Annotated in this window: 16 protein-coding genes; 8 read left to right on the top strand and 8 right to left on the bottom strand. The window is 66.3% G+C overall.

Annotated features, from left to right (window positions below; translation table 11 throughout):
• Positions 1–142 precede the first annotated feature (142 nt).
• The 3 genes from ovoA (at position 143) to ISP25_RS00170 (ending at position 4,345) form a co-directional block, all read left to right on the top strand.
• Positions 143–2,290: a 5-histidylcysteine sulfoxide synthase gene (ovoA, locus tag ISP25_RS00180; protein WP_404611445.1), complete on the top strand. Its 2,148-nt coding sequence runs from the start codon at positions 143–145 to the stop codon at positions 2,288–2,290.
• A gap of 195 nt (positions 2,291–2,485) precedes the next feature.
• Positions 2,486–3,649, top strand: coding sequence for a MalY/PatB family protein (locus tag ISP25_RS00175; RefSeq protein WP_404611443.1), 1,164 nt, complete (start codon positions 2,486–2,488; stop codon positions 3,647–3,649).
• A gap of 225 nt (positions 3,650–3,874) precedes the next feature.
• The gene (locus ISP25_RS00170; protein WP_404611441.1) at positions 3,875–4,345 is read left to right on the top strand and encodes a hypothetical protein; all 471 of its coding nucleotides are present in this window, start codon (positions 3,875–3,877) and stop codon (positions 4,343–4,345) included.
• A 247-nt stretch (positions 4,346–4,592) separates the two neighbouring features.
• Here the strand turns inward: ISP25_RS00170 and ISP25_RS00165 are convergent, their stop codons facing one another.
• Positions 4,593–7,247: a M1 family metallopeptidase gene (locus ISP25_RS00165; protein ID WP_404611439.1), complete on the bottom strand. Its 2,655-nt coding sequence runs from the start codon at positions 7,245–7,247 to the stop codon at positions 4,593–4,595.
• A 215-nt stretch (positions 7,248–7,462) separates the two neighbouring features.
• Here ISP25_RS00165 and ISP25_RS00160 point away from each other — a divergent pair, with 215 nt between their 5' ends.
• The 3 genes from ISP25_RS00160 to ISP25_RS00150 all read left to right on the top strand — a co-directional run bounded on the left by ISP25_RS00160 (position 7,463) and on the right by ISP25_RS00150 (position 9,778).
• Positions 7,463–8,725, top strand: a complete 1,263-nt coding sequence (locus ISP25_RS00160; protein WP_343227599.1) for a sensor histidine kinase — start codon at positions 7,463–7,465, stop codon at positions 8,723–8,725.
• Positions 8,722–9,492 (top strand): LytR/AlgR family response regulator transcription factor, encoded by a 771-nt coding sequence (locus ISP25_RS00155; protein ID WP_192160212.1) that lies wholly within the window; start codon positions 8,722–8,724, stop codon positions 9,490–9,492. Before ISP25_RS00160 ends, ISP25_RS00155 begins: the two co-directional genes overlap by 4 nt.
• A gap of 67 nt (positions 9,493–9,559) precedes the next feature.
• Positions 9,560–9,778, top strand: a complete 219-nt coding sequence (locus ISP25_RS00150; RefSeq protein WP_404611437.1) for a hypothetical protein — start codon at positions 9,560–9,562, stop codon at positions 9,776–9,778.
• A gap of 26 nt (positions 9,779–9,804) precedes the next feature.
• Here ISP25_RS00150 and ISP25_RS00145 read toward each other — a convergent pair whose 3' ends face one another.
• Together ISP25_RS00145 and ISP25_RS00140 are read right to left on the bottom strand one after the other, a co-directional pair.
• Entirely contained in the window at positions 9,805–10,548 is a 744-nt protein-coding gene (locus ISP25_RS00145) for an anti-sigma factor (protein WP_404611435.1), read from the bottom strand.
• Positions 10,545–11,036 (bottom strand): RNA polymerase sigma factor, encoded by a 492-nt coding sequence (locus ISP25_RS00140; RefSeq protein ID WP_404611433.1) that lies wholly within the window; start codon positions 11,034–11,036, stop codon positions 10,545–10,547. Before ISP25_RS00140 ends, ISP25_RS00145 begins: the two co-directional genes overlap by 4 nt.
• A 120-nt stretch (positions 11,037–11,156) precedes the next feature.
• On the opposite strand from ISP25_RS00140, the gene ISP25_RS00135 reads away from it, so the two are divergent.
• Both ISP25_RS00135 and ISP25_RS00130 read left to right on the top strand, forming a co-directional pair.
• Positions 11,157–12,407, top strand: a complete 1,251-nt coding sequence (locus tag ISP25_RS00135; RefSeq protein ID WP_404611431.1) for a S8 family serine peptidase — start codon at positions 11,157–11,159, stop codon at positions 12,405–12,407.
• A gap of 106 nt (positions 12,408–12,513) precedes the next feature.
• Positions 12,514–13,359 carry a hypothetical protein gene (locus ISP25_RS00130; protein ID WP_404611429.1) on the top strand — a complete coding sequence of 282 codons (846 nt, stop codon included), beginning with the start codon at positions 12,514–12,516 and terminating at the stop codon, positions 13,357–13,359.
• A 123-nt stretch (positions 13,360–13,482) separates the two neighbouring features.
• Here ISP25_RS00130 and msrA read toward each other — a convergent pair whose 3' ends face one another.
• The 5 genes from msrA to hflK form a co-directional block, all read right to left on the bottom strand.
• A complete protein-coding gene (gene msrA / locus ISP25_RS00125) occupies positions 13,483–13,998 on the bottom strand; it encodes a peptide-methionine (S)-S-oxide reductase MsrA (RefSeq protein ID WP_404611427.1) in 516 nt (171 codons plus the stop codon).
• Positions 13,998–14,444 carry a peptide-methionine (R)-S-oxide reductase MsrB gene (gene msrB / locus ISP25_RS00120; RefSeq protein ID WP_404611425.1) on the bottom strand — a complete coding sequence of 149 codons (447 nt, stop codon included), beginning with the start codon at positions 14,442–14,444 and terminating at the stop codon, positions 13,998–14,000. Before msrB ends, msrA begins: the two co-directional genes overlap by 1 nt.
• Before the next feature lie 123 nt (positions 14,445–14,567).
• The gene (locus ISP25_RS00115; RefSeq protein WP_192160195.1) at positions 14,568–15,860 is read right to left on the bottom strand and encodes an adenylosuccinate synthase; all 1,293 of its coding nucleotides are present in this window, start codon (positions 15,858–15,860) and stop codon (positions 14,568–14,570) included.
• Positions 15,861–15,915: 55 nt separating this feature from the next.
• Complete coding sequence (gene hflC / locus ISP25_RS00110; protein ID WP_192160193.1) at positions 15,916–16,788, bottom strand: protease modulator HflC; 873 nt, start codon at positions 16,786–16,788, stop codon at positions 15,916–15,918.
• Entirely contained in the window at positions 16,785–17,867 is a 1,083-nt protein-coding gene (hflK, locus tag ISP25_RS00105) for an FtsH protease activity modulator HflK (RefSeq protein WP_404611423.1), read from the bottom strand. Before hflK ends, hflC begins: the two co-directional genes overlap by 4 nt.
• Positions 17,868–17,890: the final 23 nt, after the last annotated feature.

Here is a 17,890-nt window from a genome sequence, read left to right as displayed (position 1 = left end):
TTGAATCGCCGACGGCTCCCCGCATGTAGCCGGGATGGGTCCGCCTGGTGCAAGACCGGATCACACCGGTTGCCACGTGCCAGAATGCGAACTCCGCTGTGCCTGACGCCCATCCATTCCCCGGGATCGAGAGGTCATCGCCATGAACGCTTCCACGCTCGCCGAACCCAGCCAGCGCTCCGCCGCGACCGCGCCGCTGCCGCGCACGCCGAACCTGCATGAAGCCAATCCCGTGCGCATGCGCCAGGTGCTGCGCGACTACTTCACCAGCACCTTCGACCGCTACGAGTCGCTGTTCGAGACGCTCGCCGTCGACGCAGCCTGGTACGAACCTTCGATCACCCTGCGCCACCCGCTGATCTTCTACTACGGCCACACCGCCACCTTCTTCGTCAACAAGCTGCTGCTTGCACGCATGATCGAGCAGCGCATCGACCCGCACCTCGAGTCCGTGTTCGCGGTGGGCGTGGACGAGATGAGCTGGGACGACCTCGACGACACCCACTACGACTGGCCCGGCGTGCCCGAGGTGAAGGCCTACCGCGACAAGGTGCGCGCGCTGGTGCTGCGCCTGATCGACGAAGCGCCGCTGACCATGCCCATCGGCTGGGACCATCCATGGTGGACCATCGTGATGGGCATCGAGCACGAACGCATCCACCTGGAAACCTCGTCGGTGCTGGTCCGCCAGCACAAGCTCGCCTACGTGAAGCCGCATCCCGCATGGCGGCCATGCACGGAGAGCGGCGCAGCGCCGGAAAACACGCTGGTGAAAGTACCGGCAGGCAGTGTCGTGCTGGGCCGTTCCATCGATAGCGCGACCTACGGCTGGGACAACGAATACGGTCGGCACGAAGCCGAGGTGGCGGCCTTCGAGGCCAGCCGCTTCCTCGTGAGCAACGGTGAATTCCGCGCCTTCGTGGAAGACGGCGGCTATGCCCAGGCCGGCTGGTGGGACGAGGAAGGCAACGGCTGGCGCGAATTCGCCAAGGCCAACCATCCCACGTTCTGGCGCAGCTCGGCGGACGGCTGGAAGCTGCGCCTGATGACCGAGGAAGTGGCCATGCCATGGGACTGGCCGGTGGAAACGAACTACCACGAAGCCAGGGCGTTCTGCCGCTGGAAATCCGCACATAGCGGCCAGCCGGTGCGCCTGCCCACCGAAGACGAGTGGTACCGCCTGTACGCCGAAAGCCGTCGCGGCGCACCGCATGGGGAAACGCCGGGCGCGAACCTCAACCTCGCACACTGGGCCTCGTCCTGCGCGGTGAACCGCTTCGCGCAGGGCGAGTTCTTCGACGTGGCCGGGAATGCCTGGCAATGGACGGAAACGCCGATCTATCCGTTCGAAGGTTTCGCGGTGCACCCGATCTACGACGACTTCACCACCCCCACCTTCGACGGACGTCACAACCTGATGAAGGGCGGCTCGTGGATCGCCACCGGCAACGAGGCCGAGGCCGCTTCGCGCTACGCCTTCCGCCGCCATTTCTTCCAGCACGCAGGCTTCCGTTACGTGGTGTCCAAAAACATGAAACCCGCCCCCGCCTCGCACTACGAAACCGACAAACTGCTCAGCGAATACGCCGAGTTCCATTACGGCGACAGCTACTTCGGCGTGCCGAATTTCTCCAAGGCACTGGTCGACCTGGCGATGGGTATGCTCGACGGCTCGCCGAAGCGCAAGGCACTCGATCTCGGCTGCGCCTCGGGCCGCGCCAGCTTCGAGCTAGCGCGCCACTTCGGCCACGTGACCGGCGTGGATTTCTCCGCGCGCTTCATCGGCCAGGGCGTAGCGCTGGCAGGCGGCGACAGCCTGCGCTACCTGCTGCAGGACGAAGGCGAGCTGGTCGAATACAAGTCGCGCAACCTCGCCGAACTGGGCCTGGCGGACACCGCGGCCAAGGTGGAGTTCTTCCAGGGCGACGCCTGCAACCTCAAGCCGCAATTCAGCGGCTACGACTTCGTGCTCGCCGCCAACCTGATCGACCGCCTGTACAACCCGGCGCAATTCCTCGAAGCCATCCACGAACGGCTGAACCCTGGCGGCATCTTGATGATCGCCTCGCCCTACACGTGGCTGGCCGAGCACACGCCGCGCGCGGAATGGGTGGGCGGCTTCAAGAGGGACGGCGAAAGCTTCACCACGCTGGACGGGCTGGACGCGATCCTCGGCCAGCACTTCGAGCGGCTGGGCGAGCCACGCGAAGTACCCTTCGTGATACGCGAGACGCGGCGCAAGTTCCAGCACACCTTGTCCGAGGTGACCCTGTGGCGGCGGCGCGCGTGACGTGCCTCCCTGGCACAGGGACTACCTCACCGCCATTCCTGCGCAAGCAGGACAAGCGCGCAGCGCGCAGAAGGCCCGTAGGGCGGCCCCAAAGGGGCGAGCGCAGCGAGTCATCCAGTGCCTTTCCCGCATGAGGCAAAGGCACTGGACCTCGGCTTTCGCCGGGGTGACGAGCCACGCACCAGCAGGCCGCCCATGACTTTCGACTTCGACCAGCCCATCGACCGCCGCGGCAGCCATGCGCTGAAGTTCGACGGACGCCGGCAGAAATTCGGCAGCGACGAGGTCAGCCCGTTGTGGGTGGCCGACATGGATTTCGCCGCACCGCCGTGCGTGGTCGAGGCATTGCAGGAACGCGCCCGACACCCGATCTACGGTTACACGCAATACCCCGAAAGCCTGCAGCAGGCACTGGTCGGCTGGTGCATGCGCCGCCATCGCTGGCACGTCGAGCGCGACTGGCTGGTGCCGGCTTCCGGCGTGCTGGCCGCGTTGTCCGCCGCCATGCAGGCATGCACCAACGCGGGCGATGCGGTGATTGTGCAACCGCCGGTCTACCCCGGTTTCTTCCGTGCCGTGGAGGATGCCGGCCGACGATTACTGCACAACCCGCTGCGCGAAACCGGCGGCCGCTACGCGATGGACCTCGCGCAACTCGAACAGCAGGCCCGCGACGGCGCGCGCGCCCTGCTGCTGTGCAACCCGCACAACCCGGGCGGCCGTGCCTGGTCGCCGGACGAGCTCGGCGAAGTACTGCGCATCGCACGCCGCCACGGCATCACCGTGATTGCCGACGAGGTGCACGGCGACCTCGCGTTGCCCGGTGCCGGCTATTGCCCGCTGGGCAGTCTGGCGCAGGTGGACGACCGCGTCATTGCCCTGCTCTCGCCCGGCAAGACGTTCAACCTCTCGGGGCTGGCGCTATCTATGCTGGTAGCCAGGCGCGATGACCTGCGCACCGCATTGCGCAAGACGGTTGCCGCCATGCATCTGGGCGACGCCAGCCCCTTCGCCATCGCCGCGGCGGAAGCCGCGTGGCGCGAAGGCGATGCGTGGCTTGATGCGCTCAAGCCCTACCTGGGCGACACACGCGACCTCGTCGCCGACCGCCTGCGCACGCGCGTCCCTTCAATCCGCTTGCATTCGCCCGAAGCCGGCTACCTGCTGTGGCTGGATTGCCGCGGGCTGGGCATGGACGACGATGTGCTGCGCGACTTCTTCATCCAACGCTGCAAGCTCGGCCTGAACCCCGGCACCGACTTCGGCCCCGGCGGCGGCGGCTTCGTGCGCATGAACATCGGCACGCCGCGGTGTAATGTCGAGGCGGCGCTGAACGCCATCGAGGCGGCAACGACATGATGCTGCTCGCCAAAGCCATTGGCGGCTTTCGACCCAAAGCTGCCGTTCTAGGGCCGGGCGCCTCTGTCCGGCTTTGCGTTCAGTTGTTTGCCGGGCGTGGCAAAGATAAGCCGCTGCAAGAACTAATGAGTTGCGCAAGAATCCCGTTGCGCCACCGGGGATGTATAAACGGACGGGCGTGTCCGTATACTCGATAGTTAGGCAAAAAGGGATTAGGTCAGTGCGATGGAAGAGCTGATAGTGCACCGTGCAAAGAGTGAACAATTTTGGGCGATTGCTGTTCCAGCAATGGTTCTTATTTTTGTCTCATTCTCTATCTCAGTCGACTTAGGTGCGTCTGTAGTAGTAGCCCTGTTGTGCGCCGGCGCAATGCTTTTCAGCAGGCTTATGTCTTTCATTGAAAGGCCCAAAGTTGCGCTAGTGATCACGGCCAAAGGACTCGGTATCAAAGGTGGGTGGCTTCGTGAAATTGAAATACCATGGCCAGAAATTGAAGATACTAAGATTTCTTATGGGGGTCGGCGCGGAGCCATTTTGGCTATAAAGGTCGTAGATCCAAAGAAATATCTAGGCAGGTATATGCGCGCAAATATCGCACTTTCTCGGCACCCCATAAGGGTCCTAGTGTCGGGGCTTGAGCTTTCGCCTAAAGAGGTGGCAGCGAAAATAGAGTCGGTTCGTAGCGCGTATGCCTAACAAGTCGTCCAATCGGACGCGCGTACCGCGCGCCGCTTAACTCAGGCGTTGACTGTCCGCTTCTGGCCGAAAACGGACGTGCGGTTCCTGTATTCGATGACTGGTCGATACTAGCGAAATGAAGGTAACCAGGCTGGTTAGTCGGCAATTACCAAAAGCTCGCTCGAGCAACACCGAATCGCATCGCCCCAGCAACCAAAAACAAGGCCCCGCATGCGGGGCCTTGTCGTGTCACTTGTGAGAACGCTCACCCCCCGTTCTTCGCCAGCCACGCATCCACCGCCGGCAGGCGATCCTTGCGGATCATCATGCGGTACTGGATGTTGGCGATCACGCTGTCCGCCGGGCGACGCGCGGACGGATCGATGGTGGTCTCGTAGGCCTTGATCTTCTCGATCATCGACGGGTCGAACGAGCTGCCGCCCAGCATCGGGTAGTAGCGGCTGCTGGAGGTGGAATCGACCAGCTTGTCCACCTGCGCGCGATGCGCCATGGCGAAGTCGTAGGCCATTTCCGGGTGCCGCCAGGCCACACCGCCGATCATGCCGGCGCTGTTGGTGGCACCCGGTTCATCGGTGAGTGCGAGGTCGAGCGCACGCTGCGCCAGCGCCTTGTCCTCGGCGACGGAGAGCAGGCCGTACAGGCGATCCTTGATCATCGGCGACTTCTCGGCCTTGGCTTGGGCATGCAGCTTGTCCCAGGTGGCCGCGTCGGCATGCTGCGCCACGATGGCGAAGATGGTCTTGCGCAAGGCTGCCGGCACCGCCTTCGGATCCGTGGCCTGTGCGTCGAAGCGGCGACGCACTTCCTTCAGCATTTCCTGGTCGCCCAGCGCGGCCAGCGCGCCGATCAGCTGCGTGCGCAGCAGCGTGGTCGAGGTGCTCTCGTCCGGCTTGGCGTCCCAGCCCACGCGCGCGAACACCGGCTTGAGCTGCGCCACGGCATAGGCGCGGAAGCGATCCTGACGTGCTTGGTCGCCGCGGTAGTACTGGTCCAGCCCCACGAGGCTGCCGGCTACTTCCGCCCAGATTTCCGGATCGGCATTGGCCGGCGTGGCCTTGGCCATGTCGAGGAAGTCCGACACCGGCTCGAGGCCGGCCATGCTTTCCGCCCAGGTGTCGCTCATCAGGCCGAGCTGGTCGATTGGCGCGAGCTTGGTGAAGTCCTGCTTCAGCGCGGCGAGCTGTGCCGGCGCGTAGAGCGTGCGGTAGTAACCGCTCTGCCCCGCGTTCACCAGCACCGGACCGCAGCCCTTCAGCTTCAGCGTGGCGGAACCGTCCACCAGCGTGCTGGCGGCGGGGTTGCCCACCACCTGCGCGATGACCGGCACGTGCCAGCGCAACGGCTGCTTGTTCGGGCGATCCTTGGTGAATTCGCCCTGGGTGAGCTTGATGGTGGTCTCGCCATTGCTGCACATGGCCGAGTCCACTTTCATCAGCGGCACGCCCGGCTGCAGGGTGAAGTCGTGCGCCACCTGGGTGATGTGCTTGCCGGGAGCCGCGCCGTCCACCGCATGCCACAGGTCGTCGGACACCGTGTTGCCGTAGGAGTGGGCCTTGAGGTAATTGTGCACGCCCTGGCGCCAGTTCTCCGGGCCCACATAGGCCTCGAGCATGCGGATCACCGCCTCGCCCTTGGAATAGGTGATGGTGTCGAAGGCCTGGCTGGCCTGCTCCACGGTGTCGATCTTCTGCACGATGGGATGCGTGGTGGCCACCGCGTCGACCGACATCGCGCCTTCGCGTGTGCCCACGGTATCGAGCACGGTGTTCCACTCGGGATGCACCTTCTCGGTTTCGCGCTCGGCCATCCACGAGGCGAAGCCTTCGTTGAGCCACAGGTTGTCCCACCAGTTCATGGTCACCAGGTCGCCGAACCACTGGTGCGCCATTTCGTGCGCGGCGGTGTTGAACACCTCCATCTTGTCGCCCTGCGTGGAGAACGACGGGTCGAGCAGCATGGCGTACTCGAAGGTGAAGATCGCGCCCCAGTTCTCCATCGCCGAGAAGAACTGGCTGCTGCCTGGCGCTGCGATGTTGTCCAGCTTGGGCAGCGGGTACTTGATGCCGAAGTAGTCGTTGTAGTCGTGCAGCACGGCCTTGGCCGAATCCAGCGTGAAGGCCGCCTGCGCGCCCTTGCCCTTCTGCATCACCACGCCGATCTCGGTGCCGTCCGAGGTGGTGGTGACGCGGTCGAATTCGCCCAGCCCGAAGAACAGCAGGTAGGTGGACATCTTCGGCGAGGTCTGGAAGGTCACCTTCTGCAGGCCGTTGCCGGCGTCGGCCTTGGAGGCCACCGGCATGTTGCTCACCGCCATCTCGTTGCCCGGCACGGTGACGCTGAGGTCGAACGTGGCCTTGTAGTTCGGCTCGTCCCACGACGGGATGAAGCGGCGCGCGTCGGAGTTCTCGAACTGCGTGAACAGCGCGCGCTTGTTGCCCGACGCCGTGGGGTAGTCGATGGCGAACAGGCCGTTGGCCTGGGTGCCGATGGTGCCGACGTAGTTCATCGCCAGCTTGTAGCTACCCGGCGCAACCGGCTTGTCGAAGCTGAAGGTGGCGGTCTGCGTCTTTTCGTCCACCGCGACCTTGGCCGTCACGGCGGTGCCCTTGCCCGACGCCGGCTCCAGTGTCACCGACGAGAACGTCATGCCCTCGGCATTGAGGGTGATGCTGGTGCTGGACTTGAGCACCTGCACATCCACGGTCACCTGGCCGTCGAAGTTCATCTTCTCCGCATGCGGGGTGATGGCCACCGCGTAGTGCGTGGGGCGCACATTGCGCGGCAACTGCGTGGGAGTCTGTGACGACACGGCAGCTGCCGGCTGCGCCGGCATCGCCAACGTGCTGCCGGCGGACACGGCGAGCGCCATAGCGATCGCGGAAACCAGGGACTTGCGCATGGAACCTCTCCTTGGAGGGCATCGGGAATGAATTGCCGCCCATGGTGGCGCTGGCGGCGACAGCCAGGAACGGCCGGAAGTCATGCCTGCCGTCCATGCTTCGCGCCGCCTTTCGCGCGTTCCGCACCCGCCGAACCCGACTTGGTCGGATGCGTGGGAAAACCCGCGAAATCGGCCGCTATGCTCGTTCCCGATCAATCACTGGGGACACCGTCGTGATCAAGGGTCTTTTCTTCATAGCGCGCCTAGTCGTGGCCTGGTTGCTGGCCCTGTTCTTCGTCGTGATCCTGATGGTCAACACTGGCCCGCTTCGCGGCACGGAACCGTTGCCGCAGATCATTATCGTCGTGGTGCTGGTGCTGGTGGTGACCGGCGCATTCTCCCACCTGCGCCGCGTGCGATTGATCGCCGGCCACGCGAACCTGGACACGCTGGGCAACCGCCAGCGCCGCCAGATCGAATTGCCGTTCGAGGCCGGCGAGGCATTCGACATGCTGGATGCGACGATCCGCGAACTGCCCTACACCGAGGAAATCGAAAGCGCCCGCGACAGCCTGCAGGTGCGCGCCAAGGTGCGTCGTCCCAATCCGTATGGCCGCGCCATCGTCGGCTGGCTCAATCCCTTCAGCTGGCTGGGCAGCCGACGCAACCAGATCTTCGCCACGGTGACGCCGGGCAACGGCATCGGCAGCGTCACCCTGGTGTGCGAACCGGAAAGCGGCGCGTGGACCGACTGGTTCCGCGTGGACGACGGCGCCAACCTGGTCAATGCCGAAGCGATCTCCCGCGCCCTCGCCCGCCGGGTGGCCGAACGCCGCCGCCGCGAACAGCAGGCCGCCGCGCAGACCGCCACGGACAAGGAACTGGCGCAGGCCAGGCTCAGCCTGCTGCACGCGCAGGTGGAACCGCATTTCCTCTACAACACGCTGACCAGCGCGCAATACCTCACGCGCACCGAACCGGCGCAGGCCGACCGCATGCTCGGCCATCTCATCCAGTACCTGCGCCACTCGCTGCCCAGCGCGGAGGAAACGCTTTCCACGCTGGGCGAAGAGCTGGAACGCGCCCGCGCCTATCTCGAAATCCTGAAGATCCGTATGGGGGCGCGGCTGGAAATGAAGATCGAAGTGCCCGACGCGCTGCGCGGCATCACCCTGCCGCCGATGATGCTGCAGACGCTGGTGGAGAACGCGATCAAGCATGGCCTGGAGCCCAAGCCCGGTGGCGGCAGCGTATGGATCCTCGCGCGCCGCGACGACGGCAGCGTGGCGATCACCGTGGCCGACGACGGCCAGGGCTTCGGCGCAGCGAGCGGCGGCACCGGCATCGGCCTGAAAAACGTGCGCGAGCGGCTGCAGCTCGTGTATGGCCCGCGCGCCTCGCTGGCGGTGGTGGCCAACGTACCCGAGGGCGTCGCCGCCACGCTCACCGTGCCGGCGCAACAGGCCGCAGCGAGCCCGACGGAATCACGGCCATGACCCGCGCCGTGATCGCCGAGGACGAACCGCTGCTGCGCGAAGCATTGAGCCGCCTGCTCGGCGAGGCGTGGCCGGAGCTCGATGTGATTGCCGAGTGCGAGAACGGCGCTGACGCACTGGACGCCATCGCCGCGCAGCAGCCGGACGTGGCTTTCCTCGACATCCGCATGCCCGGTCTCAGCGGCCTCGAAGTGGCTGCCGCAGCCGCCGAAGCCAGCCCCGCCACGCAGGTGGTGTTCACCACCGCCTACGACCAGTACGCCATCGATGCCTTCGAGCGTGGCGCGATCGATTACCTGCTCAAGCCCATCACGGTCGAACGCCTGGCCGCCACCATAGAACGGCTGAAGCGTCGCGCCACCGCCGGCCAGGCCGCGCGCGGCGACCTCGTCCTGCTGCTGCGTGAGCTGGCGCAAGGCGCCGCGCAAGCCGGTGCTGCGCCGCCGCTCACCTGGATCACCGCCGGCACCGGCCGCGAGACGCGGCTGATCATGGTGGACGATGTCGCCTACTTCCGTGCCGACCACAAGTACACCGTGGCGATGACCGCCGACGGCGAGGCGTTGCTGCGCAAGCCGATCCGCGAACTGCTGGAGCAACTCGACCCAGCCGTGTTCAAACAGATCCACCGTTCCACCATCGTCAACCTGAAAGCCATCGCCTCCATCGTCCGCGACGACAGCGGCAAAGGCACCGTGCGCCTCAAGCAACGCCCCGAGACCCTCACCGTGAGCCAGCCCTTCATGGTGCTGTTCCGCAACATGTGATCCATCGCGCACGGCTCGTCACACACGTGCCGCGCGTCCAAACCCCAGCCACTTCGGAAAATTCATCATGCAGAAGCTGACGATTGCCGGCTTGGCCTGCCTTTGCCTTGCCGCCTGCGCCACGCCCCCCATCGATCACGACGCGCTGCACTGGCATGCCGTGCGCGACTGCAGGGTACGTGCAGCCGTGGCTCCGGCCTACGCCGTAGACAGCACCGGCATCGGCCTGCGCAACGTCGCCTTCGATCTCTGCATGCGTACGGCGAATTTCGCGAAGGAGCGTTAGGCGCTCTCGCCGCGATGCCCGGTGCTTCAGCGCCACCCCTCTGCGCGCGCCGCCCGTTCCTGCTGCGCGTCGAAGACCTCGCCGCTCAGGCGGGCATCGATCGCAGCCTGCACGGCGGGCGGCAGATCGCTCGCGGCCTGCCGCAGTTCACCGCCTTCGGACGGAACCGCCGGCCCCAGCACGGGCAATTCCCAACCCGCTGTTGTGTGGCAGGCCAGTCCGGCACGCACCGGTGGCGTGCGGACGGTGAAGCTACGGCAGACCTGTCCGTCCTTGCTGCGGAAGCTGAGGCCGATCGCGACCGAGGCGTGTGCATCCGGCTCGCTCGCCAGTTGGTTGTCGAGCGCGCGGGTCAGCGCGCCTGCCGCAAACTGCCGTCCGTCTTGCGTGCGCACCCAACCGCTGTCTGCCTGCCACCACAGGCCTGCGGCGAGCAGAGCCACCGATGTCGCCAGCGCGGCGCCCGGCACCAACCAACGGCGGGTCGCACGACGACGAACGGCACCCGCATCGCGCCCACCCTCCAGCACGGTGAACGGCGTGGCCCGTGCAGCCGTTGGCTGCAGCAGGGCAGACAGGCGCCCGGGTATCGGCTCGTCCAGCACCGGATCGAACGCAGCCCGCAGTTGCGCATCCAGGGCACGCAACTGTCGCACGCGGCAGGCCAGCGCATCGTCCTGCGCCAGCGCCGCATCGACGCGCGCGGTATCCGCCGCATCGAGCGCGCCGTCCACGTAAGCCTGCAAGATCTCGTCGTCTATCGGTGTCATGCGTCGTTCCCGAGATGGGCCTGCAAGGTGGCACGGGCGCGAGCCAGGCGGCTGGTGACGGTTCCCACCGGCACCTCCAGCAACACGGCAGCCTCGTCGTAGGACAAGCCCTCGACCAGCACCAGCGCCACCACTTCGCGATGGTCCGGCGGCAGCGTCGCCAGTGCCTGCGCCAGTTCCATCTGCTGCGCGTGCCGCGCCTCGCTGCCATCGGCTACCGTGTCGCCGGCCTCCTCCGGCGCGAACAGATGCTGCTCTCTGCCACGCGCACGCAACTCGTCCCGCCAGGCATTGCGCGCGATCGCGAACACCCACCTGTCCAGCGCAGCATCCGGCCGCCATTGCACGGATCGCGCGAGCGCGCGCTCCAGCACCACCTGCACCAGGTCGTCGGCATCGGCCGCCTGCCCTGCCAGCGCCCGCGCCAGGCGTCGCAGGCGCGGCAGCAGTTCAATCAGCCCTTCGCGCACGGCATCGCTCGAATGCACGCATCACCTTCCACTACGCCTGGAGGGACGGATTCCTTCCCTCGCGCGCACCGGGCGGTTCGAGGGCGTAAAGAAAACGCATGCTAGCATCCGGCCCCGTCGCTCCCGAGGTGTCCGGCGATGCACTTGCCTCGTGCTTCCGCGTTGTCCATTCCGGTGCTGGCCCTCGTGCTCGCGCTGGGCGGCAGCCCCCCCGTGCATGCGCAACTGCTGGGCCCGGTGCAGCAGAGACTGCCTAACCTGCCGCTTCCGGCCACGCCCCTGCCCGGCACCGTGCCCGGCGTGGACCTGCAAAATGCCGATGACCTGCTGCGGCGGTCGCAGACCCTTGGCCTGAAGACGCAGGTCGAGGCGCTGCTGCGCCGGGAGCCGCAGCGCGTCACCGTGGATCCCCAAGGCGCGCCTATCCTGCGCGGCGAGTTTCTGGCCATGGGCATGTCAGGCCCCCAACTCGATGCCGTGCAGGCGCAGGGCTTCACCGTGGATCGCCAGACGACCACGGATGCGACGCTCGGGCTGGACCTTGTCGTGCTGCACGACAGCCGTGACCGCAGTACGCGAAAAGCCATGCGCATCCTGCAACGGGCTGCGCCGGATGCGACGTTGGCGTACCAGCATCTCTACCTCCCGGCGGGCGGCAGCGACACGGCCCCTGCCACGAGCTCGTCCTCGCCCATGCCTGCCACGCCGGTACGCGACATCGGGATGATCGACGGCGGGATCGACCCCGCCGATCCCGCGCTGGCACACGCGCGCGTCGAAACGCATGGCTGCAGCACGCCGACCGCCTCGCGACACGGCACGGCCGTCGCCGTTCGTCTGGTCGCCGGCGACACGGACACCTTGCATGCCGCTGACCTGTGGTGCGGTGACGAGGTCGGCGGCGCCACCGCCGGGTTGGTGGATGCCCTTGCATGGATGGATCGCGAACAAGTGGCGGTGATCAATATCAGCCTGGTCGGCCCCGACAACCCGGTGCTCGCGCGCGCGGTGCAGGCGATGATCGCGCGCGGCCACGTGCTGGTCGCTGCGGCCGGCAACGACGGCCCCGCCGCACCGCCCTTGTTTCCGGCGGCCTACCCCGCCGTGATCGGCGTCGGCGCCGTCGATGCGGACGGTCGCGTGCTGCCCGAGTCCGCCAGCGGCAAGCAGGTAGCCTTCTGCGCGCCGGGCGTGGTCGGCAGCGGCCGCGGCATGCTGCGCGGTACGTCGTTCGCGGCACCCATCGTGGCGCGCAAGGCCGCCCACGCGCTGAATGCTCCTCGGCCCGGCGCGGCGGCCCAGGTATTGCTGAACCTGATCGGCGAAGCCCGCGCTCCCGATACCCATGACAGCGGCTCGCGTTGCGGCCACGGCCTGCTCCTGCCCTGAAACTGAACACGAAACAACCACAGCCGCGCGACATGGAAGGATGCTCCGCCGGCACTCGTAGTGGTCTCTGGAAGCCGCGGATTCGCCGCTGGCAGGAGGCTCCACCATGCGCAACACGACCTTCAGCAAGAAGACCCTCGGCGTCGCCCTGTGCACCGGCGCGCTTGCCCTGGCCTCGATGACCAACGCCTATGCCCAGCATCTGGGCGGCGGCCTCGTCGGCAGTGCCACCGGTCAACTCCACGGAGCGATGGGAAGCGGCCAGCTCGGCGGCTCCGCGCAAGGCGCAGGCAACCTCGGCATGCCAGGCATCAATCCGAGCACGGCTGAGCTGCGTGCCGAGCACCTGCATCAGCACACCGCGTCGACCGCCACGCATGCCGTGACGCAGACCGCCAACCGGTCGAGCGGCCAGGCGGCCGCCAACGGCTCCGGCCAACTCGCCGGCGCCACTGGCGCGAGTGCGGGTCAGGCTACATTGAACGGCGTGGCCGGGTTGGGGGCATCCGCCTCCGGGAGCATCGATGGCTCCGCTGCGAGCAAGGACGCAGGCGCGGCTGCGAACCAGGCACGTTCGGCTGCTTCGACGGCCAATCAGGACGCCATGAGCACCGTGGATCGCGCGCGGACTGCAGCCGGCAATGCGCGCACGGAAGCCGAGGGTGCCGCCCAGTCGGGCATCGGCTCGGCCCGGCAGGCCGCTGTCAACGGCATGTCCTCGGTCCGCGCGCTGGGCACGCAGACTGCCGGCGCCGTCGGCAACACGACGGCCAGTACGTCGGCCACGGGTAACGTCAGCGGCAATACCCGCGCCAACACCCGTTCCGGCTTCGGCGCGAACGGCACGACTGGCGCCAGTGGGCAGGCCAGCGCCAACGGTTCGCTCGGCGGCGGCATCTCCGCCTCGGCACAGGCCAGCGGCAACGCGCAGGCCGGCGCCCAGGGGCATTGAGCCTCCGCTGCTGACAAAACGAAGAAGGCCCCGCCTGCGGGGCCTTCTTCGTTGGACGGAACAGCCAGCGCCACATCGTGCTGTCGATCAGGGCGACTGCCGGCGTCAGCAGTCTTGATGCGATCAGCTTCCGATACCGTCCGTCCGGCGCGGCAGGCGCCAGCCCGGGCGCACGAAATGACAGGTGTAGCCGGTGGGGTAATGCTGCAGATAGTCCTGATGCTCCGGCTCGGCCATCCAGAAATCGCCAAGCGGCTGGACCTCGGTGACCACGCGATCCGGCCACAGGCCGGAGGCATTCACGTCGGCAATCGTGTCCTCGGCGACGCGCTTCTGCGTCTCGTCGGCATACAGGATCATCGACCGATACGAGCTGCCGCGATCGTTGCCCTGCCGGTTCGGTGTGCTCGGATCGTGGATCTGGAAGAAAAATTCCAGCAGCTCGCGGTAACCGATACGCGCGGGATCGAACACGATCTCCACCGCCTCGGCATGCGTGCCGTGGTGACGGTAGGTGGCGTTGGGCACGTCGCCGCCGGCATAACCCGTGCGGGTGGACAGCACGCCCGGCTGTTTGCGCAGCAGTTCCTGCACGCCCCAGAAGCATCCTCCGGCGAGTACGGCGCGTTCGGAGGCCATCATTCGCCCTCCACCTGGTCCAGCCAAGCGCCGTAGCCCTCGGCTTCCATCTCGGCGCGCGCGACGAAACGCAACGAGGCGGAATTGATGCAGTAACGCAAACCGCCACGCTCGACAGGGCCATCCGGAAAGACATGCCCCAGATGGCTGTCGCCCTGCGACGAGCGCACCTCGGTGCGAGCCATACCGTGCGAGGTATCGTGCAATTCGCGGACGCTCGCCGGCTCCAGCGGTTTGGTGAAACTGGGCCAGCCGCAATGCGATTCAAACTTGTCGGTGGAAGCAAACAACGGCTCGCCCGACACCACATCCACATAGATGCCTGCTGCGGTGTGGTGCAGGTATTCGCCCGTACCGGGATACTCGGTGGCGTTCTCCTGCGTGACGCGATATTGCTCGGGCGTCAGGCGCGCCAGGGCATCGGGTGTCTTGCGATACACGGACATGGCAAGTCTCCACTCGGGATCGACGCAAACCAAAATGGGGGCGCGTGGAGCCGATCCAAGCGAGTGTACCCAAGCAAAAGCCCCGCAAGGCGGGGCTTTTGCTTCACACCTTGCACGCGTCGATCAAGCGAACGGATCGTCCAGCACGATGGTGTCGTCACGGTCGGCGCCGGTGGCGACGATGGAGAGCTTGCAGCCGGAAAGTTCCTCCACCGAACGCAGGTAGGCACGGGCGGCGGGCGGCAACTTGTCCCACTCGCGGATACCGGCGGTGGACTCTTCCCAACCCGGGAACTCCAGGTACACCGGCTTGCACTCATCCCAGCCATCCGCATCGAGCGGAGCCAGTTCGCGACGCTTGCCGCGGTATTCGTAAGCAATGCAGACCTTGATGGTTTCCAGGCCATCGAGCACGTCGAGCTTGGTGATGGCAAGGCCGTTGATGCCGTTGATCTTCACCGCTCGCTTGAGCGCGACGAGGTCGATCCAGCCGCAGCGGCGCGGCCGGCCGGTGCTGGCGCCGTATTCGTTGCCGACCTTGCGCAGGCGCTCGCCCATCTCGTCGTGCAGTTCGGTCGGGAACGGGCCGCCACCCACGCGCGTGGCGTAGGCCTTGCAAATGCCCAGCACGTAGTCGATGTCGCCCGCGCCCACGCCGGTGCCGGCGAGTGCGCCGCCCACGGTGGTGTTGGACGAGGTGACGTAGGGATAGGTGCCGTGGTCGATGTCGAGCAGCGCGCCCTGCGCACCTTCGTACAGGATATGGCCGCCTTCCTTGCGCACGTCGTGCAGGATGGTGGCGACGTCGTCGACCATCGGGCGGATGAATTCGCCATAGGCCAGCGCGTCGTCCAGCACGGTCTGGTAATCGACCGGCTCGGCCTTCAGCCACTGGGTGAGGATGAAGTTGTGGTACTCCACCGCCGCCTTGATCTTCTCCGGCAGTTCGTGCGGATACATCAGGTCGGCCACGCGCACGCTGCGGCGTGCCACCTTGTCTTCGTAGGCCGGGCCGATGCCGCGGCCGGTGGTGCCGATGGCGCTCTTGCCTGCGGCGGCTTCGCGCGCCTTATCGACGGCAATGTGGTACGGCATGATCAGCGGGGTCGCCGGGCTGATCTTGAGGCGCGAGCGCACTTCCACGCCCTGCGCTTCCAGCTCCTCGATCTCTTGCTTGAGCGCCTGTGGCGACAGCACCACGCCATTGCCGATCAGGCACAGCGCGTCATCGCGCAGGATGCCCGACGGGATCAGGTGCAGCACGGTCTTCTTGCCCTTGATGACCAGGGTATGGCCAGCGTTGTGGCCGCCCTGGAAGCGTGCCACCGCGCCTACCCGTTCGGTCAACAGGTCGACGATCTTGCCCTTGCCTTCGTCGCCCCACTGCGCGCCGAGGATTACGACTGACTTGCCCATGGTGTTCTCACTCAATTTGCAAAGTTGAAATAGCTCGCCGATGGCCGCGATGGCGTCAATGCTTGGCCGCGTCTGGGTTGCCGAAATAATGCAGGAATTCGGAATCGGGCTTCAGGATCAGCACGCTGTTGCCGTCCTTGAACGCCTTCGTATAGGCGGCGAGGCTGCGGTAGAACGCGAAGAATTCGGGATCCTGGTTGTACGACTGCGCATAAATCGCGGCTGCCTCGGCATCGCCTTCGCCACGCACCTTGGCGGCATCGCGCTCGGCGTCGGCGCGCAGCACCTTGCCCTGGCGATCGGCGTCGGCATTGATCTTCTCCGCCGCTTCCTGGCCGGTGTAGCGCAACTCGTTGGCGAGCTGCAGGCGTTCAGCCTTCATCCGCTTGTACACCGACTCACTCACTTCGTCCGGCAGGTCGATGCGCTTGATGCGCACGTCGACCACGGCAATGCCGAGGTTCTTGCGCGCCGAGGCATCGGTCTGCTGGCGCACGCGCTCAGTGATGTCCTTGCGGCCGCCGGAGATCAGCTCCTGCAAGGTGCGCGCGTTGAACTCGAAGCGCAGCGCATCCTTGACGACGGGGGTGAGTCGCTGCGTGGCCTGCAACTGGTCGCCACCGGTGGCGCGGTAGTAGAGCGCATTGTCGGCGATGCGCCACTTCACGTAGAAATCGACATTGACGCTTTTCTTCTCGGAAGTGAAATAGCGCTCCGGCTGCGCATCCAGCGACAGGATGCGCTTGTCGAAGTGCAGCACCTGCTGGATCACCGGCAGCTTGACGTGCAGGCCGGGCTGGTAGTCGGCGTGCACGATGCGGCCGAACTGCAGCAGCAACGCGCTCTGCCCTTCGTCGACCACGAACACGCTGTTGAAACCGAGCAACGCCAGCAGGGCGACGACGAGGATCGCAACGACGCTCTTCATGGCTGGGCTCCCTTGTCCGAGGCGGCATCGCTGGCGGAGGCCGCCGCTGCGGGTGCCGCTACCGCGGCGGCCTTGCTGCCGTCGTCCGAAGCGGCGTGCGCACGATGGGTGGCCGGCAGGTTGATGATGTTGCGACCCCCGGAGCCATCGACCACCTTGGTGTTGTCGGCTGCCACCTCTTCCATCGTCTCCAGCCACAGGCGCTTGCGCGTCACTGCAGGTGCGGCCTTGTATTCCTTGAGCAGCAGGTCGAAGCGCGCGGTATCGCCCTGCGCGCGTGCGATGCGCTCGGCCTTGTAGCCTTCGGCCTCCTGGGCGATGCGCGCCGCGTCGCCGCGCGCCACCGGCACCACCTTGTTGGCGTAGGCCAGCGCGGCGTTCTCGATGCTCTGCTTGTCTTCGCGTGCGTTGTTCACGTCATCAAAGGCATCTTTCACCTCGGCCGGCGGCGCCACGTTCTGGAAGCTCACCTCGGTGACGCGCAGGCCGCTGTTGTAGCCGTCCAGCGTTTTCTGCAGCGCCTGTTGCGCCTCGGTCACCAGGGTCGAACCATCGGCGGAGAGGACCTGGTCCATGTCGCTGCCGCCGACCACCGAGCGCACCGCAGCCTCGGCGGCCGCGCTCACGCTGCCGTCCGGGTCGCTCACCGAGAACAGGTACCTGTACGCATCGTCCACCTGGTACTGCACGGTGAAGTCGATGGTGATGATGTTCTCGTCGCGGGTGAGCATGGAAACACGGTCGTTGACCGAACGGATGCCCGTGGCCTCGACCTTGTCCACTGTCTCGACGGGGCTGGGCAGCTTGAGGTGGAAGCCCGGCGGCAGCGTTCGCGAGTATTCGCCGAAACGCAGCACCACGCCGACCTGGCGCGCGTCGATGATGGTGTAGCTGCTCATCAGCAGGAACACTGCGGCAATCACGACGATCGCGATGAGGATGCCGCCGGGGCCGCGACCCAGCTTGCCGAAATGCTTGCCGAAGTTCTTCAGCCACCGGTTCGGCGAAAGGCCGGCATCGTTGGGACGCTGCCGGTTCCAAGGGTCGCGCTGCCCGCCGCCGGGTTCATTCCAAGCCATTGTCAGTCTCCTGGGGGGCGCTT

It is taken from the genome of Rhodanobacter hydrolyticus, assembly GCF_044904645.1.
Note: the sequence above shows the minus strand (reverse complement) of the source record. Positions and strands in the feature narration are given on the sequence as shown.